The following is a 15,774-nucleotide window of genomic DNA, read 5'->3' on the forward strand; positions in this document are numbered from 1 at the left end:
GATTATGGGGCAATCCCTCCAAGAAGCCCATCCCCCCTAGAAAACTGTCTTGACGCGCTCTGTTGACGCATAGCTGCGAGGAGACCGGATTGCGCATGCATGAAAACGAGTTCAATGGACAGCAGCTCAAACGGAAACGGGGCACCCCTCTCGGAGCGCCCCGTTCAATGCAGCCTGGAATGCTTCGGCAGCCGAGCAGCTAGCCAGCTGTGCACGTCCTCCCGGATGCGCCGGCCCTCCAGTAGGAAGGCCTCGAAGCGGGTGGGCACGTACGGCAGGTACACGAGCGGCATGTTGGCCTCCTCGGGCGTGCGCGCGCCCTTGCGCAGGTTGCAGTCGGCGCAGGCAGTGACCAGGTTCATCCACGTGTAGGTGCCGCCACGAGAGTCGGGCACGATGTGCTCGACTTGCAGCAGGCGCTCCGGATGTTCCAGGCCACAGTAGGCGCACGTGAAGCGGTCGCGGCGCAGCAGCTTGGACTTCGTGACGCCGGCGACGACCTCGAAGAGGTTCAGCTTGGCCTGGCCGCGTACCCCGATGATCGGCGCGACCTCGATCAGGGACTGCCGGCCGGCGGCCACGTTCCAACCACCGCGCAGGGTGGCCAGCGGGCCGGCGCCGTCTTCCCAGGCAACGCTGCACGTGGCGTAGTGCAGGGCGGCCTCCTCGAGGCTGATCCACGCCTGCGGGGTGCCCTGGATGTCCAGTTGCAGGACGGTGGAATGCATCGGAGATCTCCCTTCTTCGTTGATGCAAAATCGAAAGGTGCGGCCGGATGCGGCGAAGCATCGACCTCGCCCTTAGGAGGGGCGCGCTCTTCACTGAGCTACGGCCGCAAGGAATGATGGCGCGCCCGCCAGGAGTTGAACCTGGGGCATCCCGCGTCGGAGGCGAGCACTCTATCCATCTGAGTTACGGGCGCGTGTGATTGATCGAGCGAGAGAGGTGTCGCAGCTGCTGCCAAGTGGTGCCCGCCCCCGGGTTCGAACCGGGACGCCTTGCGGCACAGCGCACTCAACGCTGCGCGTCTACCAACTCCGCCAGGCGGGCGCGAGAAACGATGAGGTGTTGAATGGGTGATTCCCCGAAAGATCTGGAATTCAGGACGGTGGGGTTGCAGGGCGAGATGATCGCGGCGCTCGAAGACCTGAAGGCGCGTTTCGAGCGCGGTGAGATTCGGGTTGCGGCGCTGCGCGTCTACAACGCAGACGGCACATTCGAGGACGTTGTGCTCGGCGGCGACACGGAGGAAGAGCGCGAGCAGGCGCTTGCCGATCTGCATCGCCAGATGCGCGATCGAGCGCACTGATTTCTCCTCGGAGGCTAGCGAGATGTGGTGGCCCGTCACGGGATCGAACCGCGGACACTCGCCTTGTAGGGGCGTCGCTCTACCGACTGAGCTAACGGGCTGTTCTGGGGGTAGGGGTGGCTGGATTCGAACCAGCGAGATGCGCGGGTCAAAGCCGCGTGCCTTGGGCCTCTTGGCTACACCCCGACTGACTGGTACGCGCTCAAGGCATCGAACCTTGGGACTGTCGCTTAAGAGGCGACTGCTCTGCCGACTGAGCTAAGCGCGTGTTGGGGTGCGTTGCCGGGCTCGAACCGGCGACCGCTGGGATCACAACCCAGAGCGCTACCAACTGCGCCAAACGCACCATAAAAGGGGGGTGATTGGTCGGGATGGCGGGCTACGACCCCGCGGCCTTCGGTCCCCCAGACCGACGCGCTACCTGGCTGCACTACATCCCGGATTCCGGGTTGCTACCATCGCAGCCGACGTATCAGCAGCAACCCCGCGATGAAGCATTATTTCGTCAACACCGATAAGGCCAGGCAGCCGCCTGACGACTGGATCCGCCTCGGCATTGCCGTCACGACAGACACCGAGCGCAACCGGGACCTCCTGACGAAAATCTCTTCTGGCGACGGCGTTCTGATGTACGTCAACCTCGAAGGCGTGCTTGCAGTCGGCGAAGCGACGCCGGGCGCGGTCGTGGAGGTCCGCGACCCCGCTGCGATGGTCAACCCGAAGGAGCGGGTCGAGTTCCACAGACCGGTCCGCTGGTTGATCGACTTGCGTGGTTCGCCGCTGCCGTACAGCGAACTGCCCAAGTTCGCCGGCGTCCAGCCGCGGCAGTCCTGCCAAGAGGTGATGCAGGGCAGGGAGTGGATCCTCCAGCGGCTGCGTGGCTTGGCAGTCAGTGCGACACAGGAGCGCCAGGCGGAAGCCCGTGCCAGCGAGGTCCTGGAGGACGTCGAGCGCGTACGCGGCGACGGAACCCTGGACCCGACAACCCGTGAATCACTGATCCAGGCTCGCGTGGGCCAAGGAAAGTTCCGCCGCGACCTGATCGCCGAATTTGGTCGCTGCTGCGCCGCCACGGCCCTCACGGTGCTTCCCGTGCTTCGCGCCTCGCATGTTGTGCCTTGGCGCCGCTCGACCGATGAAGAGCGCCTCGACCCAAGCAACGGGCTGCTGCTGTCCGCCAATCTCGATGCCCTGTTCGACCGAGCGCTGATCACGTTCGACGAGCAGGGCGATCTGCACGTCTCTCGTCTCGTTTCGGACGAGCAGCGTGCGATGCTCGGAATCTCGCGGGGCCTCCAGATCCGCCCCACGTCAAAACGGGCCGTGTACCTGCGAAGGCACAACGACTGGTTTCGCGAAGTGGAGGCCGTGGGAATGGATGCGCTGGGGCTCCTGTCGGAGTAGCGGCGCTCACAACTGGTCTCGGCGGCCCGAGTCGAACGGGCGGCCTCGCGCTCCCAATGCGCGCGCGCTACCAGCTGCGCTACGCCGAGAAGAAGAGTTGGAAGCTCGGAAGGTTCGTGCGCGGGGATGTCTTCGGTCAGTTGAAATCGCGCTTCATCCCGAGAGCCACGGCGATGCGGTGGCTCTCGCCGCGCAGGCACTTACGGCCGCCCTTGAGGACCTGGTACACCAGCCGCGGATTGAACGCGTTATCGCGGGCCCACTCGGAGATCGTGATCCCGTTGGCGCGGAAGTTCGTGAAGGCCTCTTCTGCCGTGACGACCTTGCTGGTCGGTGCCGTTGCTGCCGTGGACTCCATGGGGCATAAGCATACGAGAATCTGGTCGGCGTGGCGAGATTTGGACTCGCGATCTCATCGTCCCGAACGATGCGGATTACCAAGCTTTCCCACACGCCGAAATCTGGATGGTTGAGTGGTAGCCGCGGCTGGGAACGATCCAGCGACATCCGCCTTATCGAGACGGTGCTCTACCAACTGAGCTACGCGGCCAAGGGGAACGGAACTGGTGCCGCCGGCGACATGCGCCGGCCTGGCGATCACCACTCGCCGACTTCGCGCACGCGCTGGGCGAGATCCTTCTCGGCTTGCTGCCGCGTGCTGCGGGTCCTTGGGCGGAGGCCGCTGGTAGCCGCGATGACGATGCGCCACATGATGCCGAGCATCACGGCCTTCCGGGGCGCGGGGGCGCACAGCGGGCTGGTGTTCCTTTGCATGTGCGCCTCCGGTTCGGTTGGTGATGTGAGCTGGTGGCGCACGGCGTCACCTGGGATGCAGCGGGCGATCGCGGCGCGCGATGCACGTGCGCGCGGACGAGTGCGGGAATCGTGGAGACGCAGCCCCGATTCGAACGGGGGCGGTGCTGACGCACGCCGGGGTTGCAACCCGGTGCCTTCGGCCTCTTGGCTACTGCGCCGCTGGAGATGGAGCGGACCGCGGGAGTTGGACCCGCCTGGACGGCTTGGAAGGCCGCTGCCTAACCGATCGGCCAGGCCCGCATTGATGCTGGTGGATGGTCCTCGATTCGAACGAGGGACGCCCCGGAGGGCAACGGATTTACAGTCCGCCGCATTAAGCCGCTCTGCCAACCATCCGTGAACTGGCACCCCGCGCACGACTCGAACGTGCGGCCCCTGGCTTCGTAGGCCAGTGCTCTAATCCAACTGAGCTAGCGGGGCAAAGAATCAATTTGGTGGAGATGACCAACGATGGAGGAGGGTCAGGGATTCGAACCCTGGTACCGCGCTCATCGCGCAGTCGTCCACTTTCGAGGCGGCGCCGTTCGAACACTCCGGCAACCCTCCGTGAGCTGGCGGAACAGGAGGGAGTCGAACCCTCGCGCCGCGTGTGGAGCACGCGACCATCGCACTTCCAATGCGCGCCCTTAAGCCTCTCGGGCACTGTTCCAACGAAGTGGCATCCGCACGAGGTCTCGAACCTCGAACCTTCAGTTTTGGAGACTGACACTCTGCCGATTGAGCTATGCGGATGTGATGACGACCTGTAGGCGCGGAGTCCATGGCGCCAGGTATGGCGGGCAGTGAGCGATTCGAACGCTCGGACCGCTGATGCGGCCTCCCGGGTTCAAAGCGGGTGCGATAGGCCTCTCTGCCAACTGCCCTGGGGGATGATGCTGGTGCCGCGGGTTGGAATTGAACCAACGACGCCCGAATTTTCGGTCCGGCGCTCTACCGTCTGAGCTACCGCGGCGAGTTCGATTGGTGGTGGGAGGAGTGGCGGTCCGTGCGGGAGTCGAACCCGCGGCTTCTGCCTCGACAGGGCAGCACTCTGGCCACTGAGTTAACGGACCACTGGAAACGTGGATGGTTGTGGAGGATGTCGGAATCGAACCGACGACGGCCTGCGTGCAGGGCAGGTGCTCTACCAGGCTGAGCTAATCCCCCATGATCTAGGATCTGCGCGGCGCGGCGCGGCGCACGAAGCAACGTGTGGCGGGATGTGCCGGATTCGGACCGGCGGGCCGCCTTCCTGGCGACCGACGCTTAGCACCTGGGTTAGACCGCTCCCCCGGCATCCCTCTTGAATCAAGTCCGGTTACGAGTTCCGGCGCTGCCCTATCTTTGCAGCCGGTTTCCGCCTGGCGTGTGGAGCCGCCAGGCTCGGCTAAGTGGTAGCGGGGAGGGGAATCGAACCCCTGTAGCGTCGGCGTATGAAACCGAGCCGGCGAGACCAGCAGCCTCCCCGCGTCATATTGGCGTCCAGTGCGGGAATCGAACCCGCGTCCACGGAGTGAAGGTCCGCGATCCTTGGCCTCTAGACGAACTGGACGTGTTCTGGTTGTGGAGCCCACGGTCCGAATCGAACGGACGACCCGCTCTTTACGAAAGAGCCGCTCTACCAATCTGAGCTACGAGGGCAAGATCCACTTCGGCTGTGTCGTGTCGCGAGTGGCCAGCAAGCCGGCCAGGTGCTCTCGCTGCACATCAGGGCGCTACCCCGGTGCACATCCCGCCCGTGCCGTTCCCGCGGCCGCGCGCCAGGTGGTGCCGCACGGCACACCCGAAGTGGAGCGGATGGTGGAGGTCGAATCCACGGCCTCGACCTTGGCAAGGTCGCGCTCTACCAGCTGAGCTACATCCGCATGTGCGGTGCTCTTCCAGCCAGATCTGGAAGCGCCACCGCGGCAAGTTGTTAAAGAGCGATCCACTTCCGACGATGCGGCCTGTGGTGCGCGGCCATCAGGCTGCGCGGTAGGTGCCTTCTCGGGTGCCAACCCGTAGGCGGAAAAAGAAAGAGGCCCGGATCCTTGCGGAGTCCGGGCCTCTGGTTGAGAGGTGCTGTGGGGTGTGCTTACACGATCCCCACTCCCGGACTGGTGTTCCGATCCTCATAGCTCGTCGTCCACGGCGCATTCCCGGGTCGCTGCGAGGCGAAGGAACCACAGGCGAGCAGCTGCACGCCGACGAAACCGACGCGCGCAAACGACCCGTGTCCCGCGATGCGGGCCATGGTCCTTGTTGCGATGCGTGCGGATTTCACAGTGCGTCCTAGAGTCAGTTGAATGCGTGCCCCACTTGAGGCGATGTGCGGATTGTGAAGAGGCTTCACAAGGAAGTCAAGACCCTTCACAATACTCAGCATTGCATCGTTGCTAAATCTGAACACGTCGTGACGCCGCCGCCACCACCACCACCGGTGCAGAAGAACATCACCCTCCTGCGCAGGAGGAACCTCCTGGCCCTGTATCAGGAATTCGCGCGCGCTCGTCTCGCTGCAGATCCGAGTGGCCAGGGTCTGGAGCAGGCATTTGCAAAGGCCATCGAGGTTTCCCCCAGCACCTGGTCGATGATCAAGAGCGCTCGGGCGATCGGGGACAAGCTCGCACGGCAGATCGAGCAGCATCAGCGCAGGCCCGCTGGCTGGCTTGACGAGGAGCACCCGGAGTTCGAGTTGCCCGATGGGGCGGAGGAGGCATTCATTCGGCTTGCGCGGCGCGCGTGGCGGCGGGCCAACGCGAAGGGCAAGCGGGATCTCCGCCAGTTGCTCAAGCCCTGGGCGGAGCCACCCGAGGCTGGCTGAGCCCCGCGGGGCGGGGTGGGCATTTGAAACAGTCGAGATGTCCTGATACGGTCAGAGCTGTGTCTGCGCAGGTATATGCGCGCAAACGGCACAGAGAGGCTCCGACGTGTCGTTCGACGAAGATTTCCAGCGCATCACCGCCGGCTTCGAGCCGGAAACCCTTGCGGCGGCTGTACGCGGCACCAACGGCTTGGTGGTGCGCGCCGGTGTCCCGCAGATCTACGGGGCGCTGGTTGAGGCGGCCGCCGCCGCCCGTATCCCGGTTCTGTTCTCCGCCAACGCATTCGCCATCACGGACAAGGAGACGAAGGAGTTCTCGGGCTTTCGGCTGTCGGCGCTGAAGAAGATGCCCGCGCACCTGGACGCCGCCCTGGACTCCGCCGGGTTTGTAGCGATGGCCCGCTACGGTGACTATCGCTGGACCGCGGAGGAGTACATGCAGCTCGTCAGTTCGCGCGATTGGACTTGGTGGGCCGCGCAGGACTACTGCGTCGAGCCGCCGGTGGCCAGCGCCTCCGTGACGAAGGAGATGCGCCTGCATGCCACCGTGCAAGGCTACCACCGCGGCGTGCGCTTGGCGCAGAAGTGGGGCGTGAAGAACCCGATGCCTGTCATCCAGGGGTGGACCCCGGAGGACTATGTGAAGTGCGTGGAGATGTTCGCGCTGCGCGACGACGAGTGGCCAGATCTCGTGGGGATCGGCTCGGTGTGCCGGCGCAATCTGTTCGGCCCCAACGGGCTCGCCACGGTGATCGAGGCGCTCGATGCCATCCTGCCGGCGCGCGTGCGCTACCACCTGTTCGGCGTGAAAGGAGGGGCCGTCCAGCGGCTGGGCGCTCACCCCCGATTCGCCTCGATCGACAGCCAGGCTTACGACTACGGCGTTCGCGCCGTGCAGCGCACCGGCCGCACCCAACAGATGCGGGTCGACGCGATGTTGGGCTGGCAGGCTGACCAGTCGACGATCGTCCCGGACCTCTACGCGCCGGTGCCGCAGCAGGAGCAACTCACCTTCGGCGGGGACGAGCCCGCGACCGCAGAGGCCGTGGTCCACCAGGCCGTGGCGGACTGGTATGCCGATGAACTGCTGCCGGAGCACGGCTACCGGGATGCCGCGTGGCGGGCACTGGAGCAGGCGGAGCTGATCACGCTGAAGCTAGCCCACTTCGGGCACGAGTGCCTGGCCGACTCGAGCGACATGGCGGACATGGCCGCCTACGACGCTCTCGCGGACGCCGGCTACGTGCCGGCTCGTGAGGACGGCGGACACCTGCCGATGCGAGTGCGGGTGTAAGAAGAAGGGACTCGCCACGGCGCAGCGATCGGCGGCAGGAGTTCCGCTGCAGCAGGTCGTGATAGGAGCATCGAGGCTTTCAGGAGAAGATCTCGTGCCCCACTCGACTTTCATGCTTTCGTGCCCCGTGGTGCGTCGTGTCGTGCCCGTGTTGACGTTCTATGAGCTGGCTTCCGGCATCGGCTCGGACAACTGCGAGCGTGTCGTCCTCTCCGAGGGGTGCGCCATCGCGGCGCGCTGCCCGGCCTCGCGGCAGCCATGCTGTCCGCTGGAAGCGCTCGACCCTACACCTGCGCCAAGTGAGGCCGGCGGCACTTAGGCGGCCAGCAGTTCCTGCCCAGCGTCGCCATCCTGGGACACCAGCACCAGCTTGCCGCGCCACCAACGTGCGCGGCTACCCCGAATCAGCTGCAGGGCGGCCCCGCGGATCTGGGGTTGGCCCAGGTCGTGTCCGTGCACGATCGATAACTCGCAGGCGATCTCCATTGGCGTCATCGCGCCGTGGGCGCGCAGCACGCGCTCGACGTGCCAGGTCGGGCCGTGGACCGGCACAGAGCCGATGCTGCGCACGTCGTAGCGCACGCCCATTTCGTCGGCGATGCGCATCTGCTCCGATGCGTCGTAGTCCAGGTGGCGACACACGAGGCCGATCAGGATGCCGACGAACCGGGGCCCATGGGCGACGTCCTTCCAACGCACGGCGAGCCGGTGGGCTGCTTCGTGCAGGATCATCCATTCGTTTCGGCACCAGGTTGGCAGGGTGATGCGGTGGTCGGCGTGCGCGAAGGCGCGCCGCTGGCCCCAGTGCGGCCGCTCGATGGCAGGCGCGGGCACGCGTGCGCGCCCGTACCTGCCGCGTTCCGTCAGCCAGATCGGATTCAGGTAGGCCTGGCACTCCTCGATCGTGCGGAAGTTCTGTCCCTTGTGCTGAGCCTGGGAGGCTTTGCCTTCCCAGGCATAGACCTTCTCGCGTTGGAAATCCCTGTGTGTTCTCACCGTGTCCTCCAGTTCGTTCTAAGTTACGGACAAGCGACCGCAGCGTCAAACGGGGAGGAGCCGAAGAATTACCCGCGGGGAGAGCGAGGTAGCGTCATCGGCTGCAGCACTCCGCTTGCGCGCCGGCGCCCGAGCTTCCGGTAGGTGCCGGTGAGAATCCTCGGAGGCCGCTCCGGGGCGCACACGAAGCCGGCGGTGAGCCACTGACCGCGCGGCACCCCTATGCCTGCCAGGATGCCGTGCTCCCGCCCGGTGATGATCGAAACCCCAGCGGTGATGCTGCGGTGGGCCTTCAGGTAGTTCTTGCACTCGATGGTGGTGTCCGCTCGGATTGATCCGAAGGAGGACACACTCCCAGCCTTGATGGAACCGCACGCCAGCGAGGGGGTTACCTGCTCCGCGCGCGTCTTCGCAAGAGGATCCCGCCCGCTCTCCGTGTCGAAGATCTGCCCATAAGTGTCCTGAACGGCGCCCGTCGACAGTCCGTCTGGTCCCGAAGTGAGGATGGTGTGCTCGGCCTCCGCCAAACCGTACACCTCGAGGCGCCGGCACTCCACCTCCACGCAGTAGAGGTTGTCGTACACCTGGATGTCGTTTGGCGATTGCAAGCTGCCGCACGTGAGGGAGCCCGTGACGCGGATCTCATTGGCGTGGGCAGGCAAGCCAAGCGCGTCTACGTCGCTGGCACGCCAAGTGCCCCGCACATCGATAGGTCCCGAGGATTTCAGCCCGTGGCAGGAGCAGTCGCCACCCACCTGGAGTGCGTACTCCTGCGTGTCCGATTCGAGGTCCAAGAGAGTGCCGTCATCCACCAGCACCTCGAGGTCGGTGCAAAAGTCCGGCGAGTCGAGCTCTCGCGGTCTCGCGGGCAGTAGCGAGATCATCTCCTCGGCGATCTCGTCAAAATTCTGAACCGCTGCGGAGTTGCCGTGGACCACGACGCGCTTTGCCTCCAGGTCGCCTTTGACCTCGAGGCCGCATCCGGCGAAGACGTCGTTCGCGGTCATCCTCCCGTGCACCGTTACCCGTCCGAGGCAGAACAGGGCCTGGTCAGAGCGCAGGTCGCCATGTACGGTGAGGTTGCCGCCGATGCGCACATGCCCGGAGAGGTGCAGAGACCCCCGATACTCCACGTGCTGGCGAGTGATAAGCCCCTTGCGTTTGAAGCTCCTCGGCATTGTCAGGCTGCCATCCGCTCGGCGAGCAACTGGGTCACGATTTCGTGGACCTTGCGCTTGTCCAGAAGCGCACGATCGCATCGTCGCAGCGCCTGGTCCAAGATCCGTCGCACCCGTGCCTCACCCTGCTCGTTGCGCAGGGCCGGTCGCGTGACCAGATCCTTCAAGACGATGTGCCGCCGCACCTCGGCGCCCTGATCGTCGTACAGGCGGGGCATGTACATCTTCCCCGCTTCCGTGGTCCAGGCCTGCACTTGAGGGGAGAGTGAGACCAACAAGTCCAGCAAGTCGCCGACCGTCCGCGTCCTCGGGAGCCGCTTGACGGACGATGGATCCGTGAACTCCGTCAGTTCCGCGGTCGAGCGCTTCGCACGACCCTTTCGGTAGTACGGTTCGAACACGATGCTGCAGTCGGTGAGTTCCTGTCGTGCGAGGAACAGCGTGATGAAGTCGTGCAGGGTGGTCCATTTTGGCATGTTCAGGCTCCGCGCTAGCCGGTAATCGATAATCGATAAGCAAACGGCTACGAATGAAAGCGCAGGGTAGCACGCCGCGCAGACGCACGTCAAGGCTCAGCCGGAGCAGCGGCGCCGGCTTGCGGCTGCCAGATGTAGCCGGCCTTACGCGAGCGGCGCAATCACCGAGTGGTCAGCGGCCGCCCCGGCCTCCTGGTGCTTGCGTGCGGCGAATTTGGGAATCAGGCGCAGGACGACGCGGTTCCATGGCAGCCCCTGCACTCGCAGGCTGGTCACCGCGGCGACCAGCTCCAGGCAGCGGCCTGCCAGGTCCAGCGACAGCACCACGTTCATGAACATGTTGTGGACGATGAACAGCGCGAACAGCAGCGCCGGCATCCGCAGCAGGAGCTGGCAGGCCGCCTTGGACAGGCTGTAGCTGGCCAAGAGCGTCTGGTCGCGGCGAAAGCGCAGGATCTGCGGCAGGTAGAAGAGCGGAAGAACCGCTCCGGAGACGAGATACAGGCCGTTGATGATGTCGTTCATGGGGCTCCCTGGGGACTACGTTGTTCTTGGGGCATGGACTGTGGCCACCGGCGCCCGCTTGACGCGCGGCGCCGCGGCCGTTGGGGACCAATTGCGCTCGGGTGGCGCGCGTCCCAGCAGTCAGGCGCGTAGCATGCTGCCCGTCTTGCGCAGCAGGGCCAGGTAGTGGTAGCCCACGCGGCGCTCGTCGAAGCGGATCGGGATCTGCTTCACCTCGATTGCGCGCTGCTGCAGCAGGTAGGACTGCACGGCCTTGCGGCTCGGGCCGCCACGCTCGATGGCGTCGGCCAGCACGCTGCCGTAGAAGTAGCCCTCGAACGCCGTCGGGCTGGCGATCAGGTGCTCCGTCTTGGCGGCCACCATTCGGTCGCGGAAGGACCGGGCCATTTCCGCAACCGAGATCCGCGCCAGCAGAAACGGCGACACCAGGGCAAGGCCTTCGAAGGCCGGATCGCGGGAAGTGGCAAGGGTGGAGGTGGCGATGAAGGACATGCCGAAGATGGGGATGACCAGCCGGTGGGTGCCGCGCAACTCCTTCGTTGCGGCCAGCGCGGGCGTCTGGATCAGGCACAGCAGCGTCGCCCCCACGGAGCCACCCAGTGCGGCCCTTGCGAGAGCATCCGCCTGGGCCTTGACGTTGGAGCCGTTGCGCTCGACGCCGAACTTGGCGGCGATCTTCACGCCCTTGGCCGCTGCAACCTTCTCGGCGTGGGCGAGCGCGCCGCGACCAAAGTCGTCCTCGGAGTACATCACGCCCAGGTTGCCGAAGACGGCGGCCGTCTCCAGCACCTTCTCGATTTCCTGCTCGTAGCTCGCGCGGAGATGGAAAACCCAGGGATTGGCGTCGCGCAGTTCGCCGGCGCCGGAGCGGATGCCCACCAGGGGCAGCTGCGCAGCGATCGCGATGGGAAGGGCTGCCTTGGCGTGCGGCGTCCCTACGATGCCGGTGGAGGCGATGACGCGGGAATCGGCGCCGAAAGCCGTCATGTTCGCCGCGGTCTTCTCCGCCTTCGATTCGTCGTCCAGCACCAGCAGGTCGGCCGAATCGGACAACGCCGCAGCGTATCCCAGCTGCAGTTCCTTGGCGACGGTCGCCTGGACACCGGTCAAAGGCAGCGTGAGCGCCACCGTGGGCCGGGAGGCCGCGGCGCGCGCTGGCCGGTAGGACGCCACGATGCCCGCGGACGCGCCCACGGCCACCAGAGCTTGTCGACGGGTGACCATCACTTCTTCTCCGGCACCAGCGACTTGGTCGCGACTTTGTCGGGCCGCGCGGCCGTGCGTTGGGCGAGCGCGTCCTCGCAGCCGGCAACCGACTTGATGGACCTCAGCGCGTCCCAGGCGGTCGCCCCGGCGCGCTGGGCCTCGCCGAGCACCTTGTTGATCGCCGCACCGTAGCCGGGCGGCATGGTCTGGTCGCTCTCGTCCCCGTGATTGGCGCAGAAGTAGGCGCGATGGGTGGGGTTGTTCAGCGGCCAGGGCTTCGACGATTGAGCGAAAGCGGGCGCGGCGGCGGCGGTCGCCAGGATGGCGGCGGCGAACAAGGACAGACGCATGAGAGCTCCTTCAACGTGAGTGGATGGAGCTGCGGCGCACCGCGCTGCTGCTCCGACAAGGCACCGCAGCGAAATCACAAAACGCACTCCGCAGGCGTATACCGATGCAGAGGCTACCACAGCGGAAACGGAGCGCCTAGCAGCTTTCCGTGAGGCCGCAAGCGCAGGTCTGGGCTGCAGGCCGGGGACGTTGGATTTGCTGTTGAGTTCTGCCTACGATGGCAGGAGACAAACAGGAGAAGCGAATGAGCACGGGTCTGAACTGCCAGATCCTGCAGGTGGCGCCGCAAGAGTGGTTCTATCTGCTGCAGGACGGGGATTCGCCGGCAGCTGGGACTGGCGCGAATATGCAACGGCCCACGGCCCCTTCCCCGACCAGGCGGCAGCCGAGAAGCACCTGGACGAACACCATGCCAATCCGGGCGGCTGGTGGGTGAGCCCGTTGAGTGCCGGACAGGAACGAGCGAACCTCGACGACCTCGGGGCGGCCGCGATCGCAAACGCCAGGGAGGCAAGCGCGCGTGAGCGCGGCAGGCACTGGCATCGGTCCACCGTCCACTACTAAGCACGGCCGCTGGCCGTCTGAACAATGGACGCCGCGGATGGATAATGGTACAAACCTTAAAAGAATGATCACCACGGAAGATTTCGCAGGCCAGGTCGCTCAGGTCCTGGGCGCGCAACAACCTGATCCCGGCCGCGTTGGTGAACAAGCCGCCGCCGCTCCGGCACCCAGCATCGACCGGGCTCTGCGCCCGCGCTGCATGGCCGACTATGTGGGGCAACCCGCGCTCCGCGAACAGTTGGAAGTGTTCATCCGCGCGGCGCGCGGCCGCGGTGAAGCTCTCGACCATGTGCTGCTGTCCGGGCCGCCCGGGCTGGGCAAGACCACCATGGCGCATGTGATCGCCGCGGAGCTGGGAGTCGGGCTACGCCAGACGTCGGGGCCCGTACTGGAAAAGCCCAAGGACCTGGCGGCGCTGCTCACCAACCTGCAACCTCGCGACGTGCTCTTTATCGACGAAATCCATCGCATGTCACCGGTGATCGAGGAAATCCTCTATCCGGCGCTCGAAGACTTCCAGATCGACATCATGATCGGCGAGGGACCGGCGGCCCGAAGCATCAAGCTGGACCTGGCCCCCTTCACGCTGGTGGGCGCGACCACCCGCATGGGCATGCTCACCAAGCCGCTGCGGGACCGCTTCGGCGTGCTGGGGCGGCTGGAGTTCTACAACGCCCTGGATCTCACGGCCATCGTGCGGCGCAGCGCAGAGCTTCTGGGCGTGGAGATCGACGCCGCCGGCGCCGGCCAGATCGCGCGGCGCTCGCGCGGTACGCCGCGCATCGCGAACCGGCTGCTGCGCCGCGTTCGGGACGTGGCCGACATGACTGCCGACGGCCGGATCACGTCTGTCGTTGCGGACCGCGCGCTCTCGATGCTGGCGGTCGACGAACAGGGCCTGGACGACAGCGACCGGCGCTACCTCGAGGCGCTGGTAGTCCGGTTCGACGGCGGGCCGGTGGGCCTGGACAACATCGCCATGAGCATCGGCGAGGAGGCCGACACCATCGAGGACGTGGTGGAGCCCTACCTGATGCAGCAAGGCTACATCCAGCGCGGCCCGCGCGGCCGCGTGGCGCTGGCCGCCGGGCTCGAGCACGTGCAACGTGACACGATTGCCCGCGAGAGGCAGCGAGGCTGCTGATCGTGGCCGTTCCGTCCTCCTCATTTCCTGCTCAGCGCAGAACACCGTCCCAACCTCGCGCGCAGCCGCGCGCCCTCCGCCCATGATCGAAACGACGTACAAGTTCCATCCTGATAACGTGATCCCCTCCGGAGAGTGGGTGTTCGTATTTGGCTCGAATCTCCGCGGCCGCCACGGCAAAGGCGCCGCCAAGATTGCGCACGTGAACTTCCGCGCCCAGTACGGCGTGGGTGCCGGGCCCACGGGCCAGGCCTACGCTATCCCCACGAAGGACGGCTCGCTCAACGTGCTGTCGATTGAGCAGGTGCGCAGCGGGGTGCGCGAATTCCTCGAATACGCGCGGGCCAACCCGAAGAAGGACTTCTTCGTGACCGCTGTCGGAACGGGGCTCGCTGGCTACAGCGACAACGTCATGGGGCCGCTGTTTGCGAGCGCGCCGCCGAACTGCTCCCTGCCGCAGCAGTGGCGCCCTTTCGTGGAGCAGGTGCGCGGGGCGGCCAGGCCCGCGGCGCCGGCAGCGGCCGCACCCGAGCCGGCGTGAGCATCGTGGGAGTCTGGTGCGAGCGGGTCGCGGCCGTTGCTTTGCTGGGCGTGATGGCCTCAGTGGCACACGGCTCCGCTGCTCACGGGTCGAGCTCCGCGGAGGCGTGCATCGCAGGCGCGGCCGCCTTCCATGAGGTGAACCCGACGATGCTGGCAGCCATCCTTCGAGTCGAAGGGATGCGCGAGCGCCAGGTGACCGTCAACTCCAACGGCACGCAGGACGTGGGTCGCGCGGCTATCAACTCCATTCACTTCGCCGAACTCGGCCGCTGGGGCGTGGCGCCCGCGCGGCTGATGGATGGGTGTACCAACACCTACGTGGCCGCCTGGCTGGTGCGCAAGAATCTACTGCGCTATGGCAATACCTGGGCTGGATACGCGGCCTATCACAGCCGCACCCCAGCTCGCAACGTGCGGTACCAGCTACTTCTGGCCAACGAACTCACGCGCATGGGGGTACTGAGCGGGCCGCTGCAGCCCCTTCCGACGGTGAAGTGACGCGCCTTCCCGCGTGCCCGCGTGCCCGTTTGACGCTGCGCTGGTCATCCGTATCCTGGATCTGACAGCCTGACCAACATCAAGGAGAGGTCCGTGGAATCCAGATCCATCAATGTCCGTGCTGCCGCAGCGCTGCTGCTGGTGGCCGCCGCCCTGTTCGCACTCGTGGTCACCGCCTTCCTGGCGGGCATGCCGCGCGACAAGGAGATGCTGTTCGGCATCGTGGCCATCGGCTTCGTGGGAGGGTCCGTCTGGATCGCGCTGACCCTGGCGCGCCGTGACCAGGGCTACCTGCGCCGCGGGCCGGAGTCGGCCACGCTGATCTTCCCTCCGACGGCGAAGTGAGCGAGCCGCACCGGAGGGACCAGTTTCGTGCTGGACGCACTGCGCGTGGTTGACGCCCCCGGAGTAGGGAGTGCAGCGGCGCGAGGCCGTGCACGCGCTCACGCCCGGCTTACGGCCTGTGTTCCGAAGAAGAACCACAGCTATGTGCACCAGGGCGACGTGCATCTGCGGCTGGACCACTTCGAGTTCGAGGGAAGGCCGCACAGTGTCACGATCGCGTGTCGCCCCAGCGACGGGGCAACTGCGATATCCAGGTCACGACCGGCTTCAGGCGTTGACCGCGCCCGAGATTTCGAGGGGAACGTGACGGACAATCGGGGTTGCGAGAGCGACACCAAGAAGA

17 protein-coding genes and 26 tRNA genes are annotated in these 15,774 nt (G+C 65.9%); 8 read left to right on the forward strand and 35 right to left on the reverse strand.

Features of this window, described 5'->3' with window-relative positions:
* Nucleotides 1-164: 164 nt before the first annotated feature.
* The 4 genes from WG923_RS15065 to WG923_RS15080 all read right to left on the reverse strand — a co-directional run bounded on the left by WG923_RS15065 (nucleotide 165) and on the right by WG923_RS15080 (nucleotide 1,050).
* Nucleotides 165-728: an HNH endonuclease gene (locus WG923_RS15065; protein WP_340351808.1), complete on the reverse strand. Its 564-nt coding sequence runs from the start codon at nucleotides 726-728 to the stop codon at nucleotides 165-167.
* A gap of 38 nt (nucleotides 729-766) precedes the next feature.
* A tRNA-Arg gene (locus WG923_RS15070) sits at nucleotides 767-836 on the reverse strand.
* Nucleotides 837-845: 9 nt separating this feature from the next.
* Nucleotides 846-922, reverse strand: a tRNA-Arg gene (locus tag WG923_RS15075).
* 43 nt (nucleotides 923-965) lie between these two features.
* Nucleotides 966-1,050, reverse strand: a tRNA-Leu gene (locus WG923_RS15080).
* Nucleotides 1,051-1,072: 22 nt separating this feature from the next.
* Between WG923_RS15080 and WG923_RS15085 the strand changes: the two genes are divergently transcribed.
* Nucleotides 1,073-1,309 (forward strand): hypothetical protein, encoded by a 237-nt coding sequence (locus WG923_RS15085; protein WP_340351809.1) that lies wholly within the window; start codon nucleotides 1,073-1,075, stop codon nucleotides 1,307-1,309.
* Between the two features lie 111 nt (nucleotides 1,310-1,420).
* Here the strand turns inward: WG923_RS15085 and WG923_RS15090 are convergent.
* From WG923_RS15090 to WG923_RS15105, 4 genes are all read right to left on the reverse strand, one after another.
* Nucleotides 1,421-1,495, reverse strand: a tRNA-Gln gene (locus WG923_RS15090).
* A gap of 6 nt (nucleotides 1,496-1,501) precedes the next feature.
* Nucleotides 1,502-1,577, reverse strand: a tRNA-Lys gene (locus WG923_RS15095).
* A 2-nt stretch (nucleotides 1,578-1,579) separates the two neighbouring features.
* A tRNA-His gene (locus WG923_RS15100) sits at nucleotides 1,580-1,655 on the reverse strand.
* A gap of 17 nt (nucleotides 1,656-1,672) precedes the next feature.
* Nucleotides 1,673-1,749 (reverse strand) — tRNA-Pro (locus WG923_RS15105).
* Between the two features lie 49 nt (nucleotides 1,750-1,798).
* Here WG923_RS15105 and WG923_RS15110 point away from each other — a divergent pair.
* Nucleotides 1,799-2,713, forward strand: a complete 915-nt coding sequence (locus WG923_RS15110; protein ID WP_340351810.1) for an HNH endonuclease — start codon at nucleotides 1,799-1,801, stop codon at nucleotides 2,711-2,713.
* A gap of 13 nt (nucleotides 2,714-2,726) precedes the next feature.
* On the opposite strand, the gene WG923_RS15115 is transcribed toward WG923_RS15110, so the two are convergent.
* The 21 genes from WG923_RS15115 to WG923_RS15215 form a co-directional block, all read right to left on the reverse strand.
* A tRNA-Pro gene (locus WG923_RS15115) sits at nucleotides 2,727-2,802 on the reverse strand.
* Nucleotides 2,803-2,849: 47 nt separating this feature from the next.
* A complete protein-coding gene (locus WG923_RS15120) occupies nucleotides 2,850-3,071 on the reverse strand; it encodes a DNA-binding protein (protein ID WP_340351811.1) in 222 nt (73 codons plus the stop codon).
* Between the two features lie 22 nt (nucleotides 3,072-3,093).
* Nucleotides 3,094-3,170 (reverse strand) — tRNA-Pro (locus WG923_RS15125).
* 17 nt (nucleotides 3,171-3,187) lie between these two features.
* A tRNA-Ile gene (locus WG923_RS15130) sits at nucleotides 3,188-3,263 on the reverse strand.
* A 47-nt stretch (nucleotides 3,264-3,310) separates the two neighbouring features.
* Entirely contained in the window at nucleotides 3,311-3,487 is a 177-nt protein-coding gene (locus tag WG923_RS15135) for a hypothetical protein (protein ID WP_340351812.1), read from the reverse strand.
* A 112-nt stretch (nucleotides 3,488-3,599) separates the two neighbouring features.
* Nucleotides 3,600-3,687: transfer RNA gene (locus WG923_RS15140), tRNA-Cys, on the reverse strand.
* An 8-nt stretch (nucleotides 3,688-3,695) separates the two neighbouring features.
* Nucleotides 3,696-3,769: transfer RNA gene (locus WG923_RS15145), tRNA-Gly, on the reverse strand.
* An 8-nt stretch (nucleotides 3,770-3,777) separates the two neighbouring features.
* Nucleotides 3,778-3,865 (reverse strand) — tRNA-Tyr (locus tag WG923_RS15150).
* A 6-nt stretch (nucleotides 3,866-3,871) separates the two neighbouring features.
* Nucleotides 3,872-3,949 (reverse strand) — tRNA-Arg (locus WG923_RS15155).
* A 31-nt stretch (nucleotides 3,950-3,980) separates the two neighbouring features.
* Nucleotides 3,981-4,075: transfer RNA gene (locus WG923_RS15160), tRNA-Ser, on the reverse strand.
* Nucleotides 4,076-4,081: 6 nt separating this feature from the next.
* A tRNA-Ser gene (locus tag WG923_RS15165) sits at nucleotides 4,082-4,178 on the reverse strand.
* 7 nt (nucleotides 4,179-4,185) lie between these two features.
* A tRNA-Trp gene (locus tag WG923_RS15170) sits at nucleotides 4,186-4,261 on the reverse strand.
* 41 nt (nucleotides 4,262-4,302) lie between these two features.
* Nucleotides 4,303-4,392 (reverse strand) — tRNA-Ser (locus tag WG923_RS15175).
* A 13-nt stretch (nucleotides 4,393-4,405) separates the two neighbouring features.
* A tRNA-Phe gene (locus WG923_RS15180) sits at nucleotides 4,406-4,481 on the reverse strand.
* A 24-nt stretch (nucleotides 4,482-4,505) separates the two neighbouring features.
* A tRNA-Asp gene (locus WG923_RS15185) sits at nucleotides 4,506-4,581 on the reverse strand.
* Nucleotides 4,582-4,601: 20 nt separating this feature from the next.
* Nucleotides 4,602-4,675, reverse strand: a tRNA-Ala gene (locus WG923_RS15190).
* A 46-nt stretch (nucleotides 4,676-4,721) separates the two neighbouring features.
* Nucleotides 4,722-4,809, reverse strand: a tRNA-OTHER gene (locus WG923_RS15195).
* Nucleotides 4,810-4,900: 91 nt separating this feature from the next.
* Nucleotides 4,901-4,978 (reverse strand) — tRNA-Met (locus tag WG923_RS15200).
* Nucleotides 4,979-4,984: 6 nt separating this feature from the next.
* A tRNA-Glu gene (locus WG923_RS15205) sits at nucleotides 4,985-5,060 on the reverse strand.
* A 12-nt stretch (nucleotides 5,061-5,072) separates the two neighbouring features.
* Nucleotides 5,073-5,149, reverse strand: a tRNA-Thr gene (locus WG923_RS15210).
* Nucleotides 5,150-5,297: 148 nt separating this feature from the next.
* Nucleotides 5,298-5,373 (reverse strand) — tRNA-Gly (locus WG923_RS15215).
* 452 nt (nucleotides 5,374-5,825) lie between these two features.
* Here WG923_RS15215 and WG923_RS15220 point away from each other — a divergent pair.
* Both WG923_RS15220 and WG923_RS15225 read left to right on the forward strand, forming a co-directional pair.
* Nucleotides 5,826-6,311 carry a hypothetical protein gene (locus WG923_RS15220; protein ID WP_340351813.1) on the forward strand — a complete coding sequence of 162 codons (486 nt, stop codon included), beginning with the start codon at nucleotides 5,826-5,828 and terminating at the stop codon, nucleotides 6,309-6,311.
* A gap of 106 nt (nucleotides 6,312-6,417) precedes the next feature.
* Entirely contained in the window at nucleotides 6,418-7,605 is a 1,188-nt protein-coding gene (locus tag WG923_RS15225) for a deazapurine DNA modification protein DpdA family protein (RefSeq protein ID WP_340351814.1), read from the forward strand.
* Nucleotides 7,606-7,920: 315 nt separating this feature from the next.
* On the opposite strand, the gene WG923_RS15230 is transcribed toward WG923_RS15225, so the two are convergent.
* The 6 genes from WG923_RS15230 to WG923_RS15255 all read right to left on the reverse strand — a co-directional run bounded on the left by WG923_RS15230 (nucleotide 7,921) and on the right by WG923_RS15255 (nucleotide 12,336).
* Nucleotides 7,921-8,601 carry a hypothetical protein gene (locus WG923_RS15230; RefSeq protein WP_340351815.1) on the reverse strand — a complete coding sequence of 227 codons (681 nt, stop codon included), beginning with the start codon at nucleotides 8,599-8,601 and terminating at the stop codon, nucleotides 7,921-7,923.
* A 68-nt stretch (nucleotides 8,602-8,669) separates the two neighbouring features.
* Nucleotides 8,670-9,779: a hypothetical protein gene (locus WG923_RS15235; RefSeq protein ID WP_340351816.1), complete on the reverse strand. Its 1,110-nt coding sequence runs from the start codon at nucleotides 9,777-9,779 to the stop codon at nucleotides 8,670-8,672.
* Between the two features lie 2 nt (nucleotides 9,780-9,781).
* Nucleotides 9,782-10,255, reverse strand: coding sequence for a hypothetical protein (locus tag WG923_RS15240; RefSeq protein ID WP_340351817.1), 474 nt, complete (start codon nucleotides 10,253-10,255; stop codon nucleotides 9,782-9,784).
* A 144-nt stretch (nucleotides 10,256-10,399) separates the two neighbouring features.
* On the reverse strand, nucleotides 10,400-10,780 hold the full coding sequence (locus tag WG923_RS15245; RefSeq protein ID WP_340351818.1) for a hypothetical protein: 381 nt from the start codon (nucleotides 10,778-10,780) through the stop codon (nucleotides 10,400-10,402).
* A gap of 120 nt (nucleotides 10,781-10,900) precedes the next feature.
* Nucleotides 10,901-12,004, reverse strand: a complete 1,104-nt coding sequence (locus WG923_RS15250; protein ID WP_340351819.1) for an ABC transporter substrate-binding protein — start codon at nucleotides 12,002-12,004, stop codon at nucleotides 10,901-10,903.
* Nucleotides 12,004-12,336 carry a hypothetical protein gene (locus tag WG923_RS15255; RefSeq protein ID WP_340351820.1) on the reverse strand — a complete coding sequence of 111 codons (333 nt, stop codon included), beginning with the start codon at nucleotides 12,334-12,336 and terminating at the stop codon, nucleotides 12,004-12,006. The genes WG923_RS15250 and WG923_RS15255 overlap by 1 nt, the downstream gene beginning before the upstream one ends.
* 629 nt (nucleotides 12,337-12,965) lie before the next feature.
* Between WG923_RS15255 and ruvB the strand changes: the two genes are divergently transcribed.
* The 4 genes from ruvB (at nucleotide 12,966) to WG923_RS15275 (ending at nucleotide 15,431) form a co-directional block, all read left to right on the forward strand.
* Nucleotides 12,966-14,045 carry a Holliday junction branch migration DNA helicase RuvB gene (gene ruvB, locus WG923_RS15260; RefSeq protein WP_340351821.1) on the forward strand — a complete coding sequence of 360 codons (1,080 nt, stop codon included), beginning with the start codon at nucleotides 12,966-12,968 and terminating at the stop codon, nucleotides 14,043-14,045.
* 82 nt (nucleotides 14,046-14,127) lie between these two features.
* Entirely contained in the window at nucleotides 14,128-14,586 is a 459-nt protein-coding gene (locus WG923_RS15265; protein WP_445322934.1) for an A1S_2505 family phage non-structural protein, read from the forward strand.
* Nucleotides 14,583-15,086: a lytic transglycosylase domain-containing protein gene (locus WG923_RS15270; protein ID WP_340351823.1), complete on the forward strand. Its 504-nt coding sequence runs from the start codon at nucleotides 14,583-14,585 to the stop codon at nucleotides 15,084-15,086. Before WG923_RS15265 ends, WG923_RS15270 begins: the two co-directional genes overlap by 4 nt.
* 93 nt (nucleotides 15,087-15,179) lie before the next feature.
* On the forward strand, nucleotides 15,180-15,431 hold the full coding sequence (locus tag WG923_RS15275) for a hypothetical protein (protein WP_340351824.1): 252 nt from the start codon (nucleotides 15,180-15,182) through the stop codon (nucleotides 15,429-15,431).
* The last annotated feature ends 343 nt before the right edge of the window (nucleotides 15,432-15,774 follow it).

Origin of the sequence: Ramlibacter sp. AN1133 (assembly GCF_037890035.1) — a bacterium.
Classification (GTDB): Bacteria; Pseudomonadota; Gammaproteobacteria; order Burkholderiales; family Burkholderiaceae_C; genus Ramlibacter.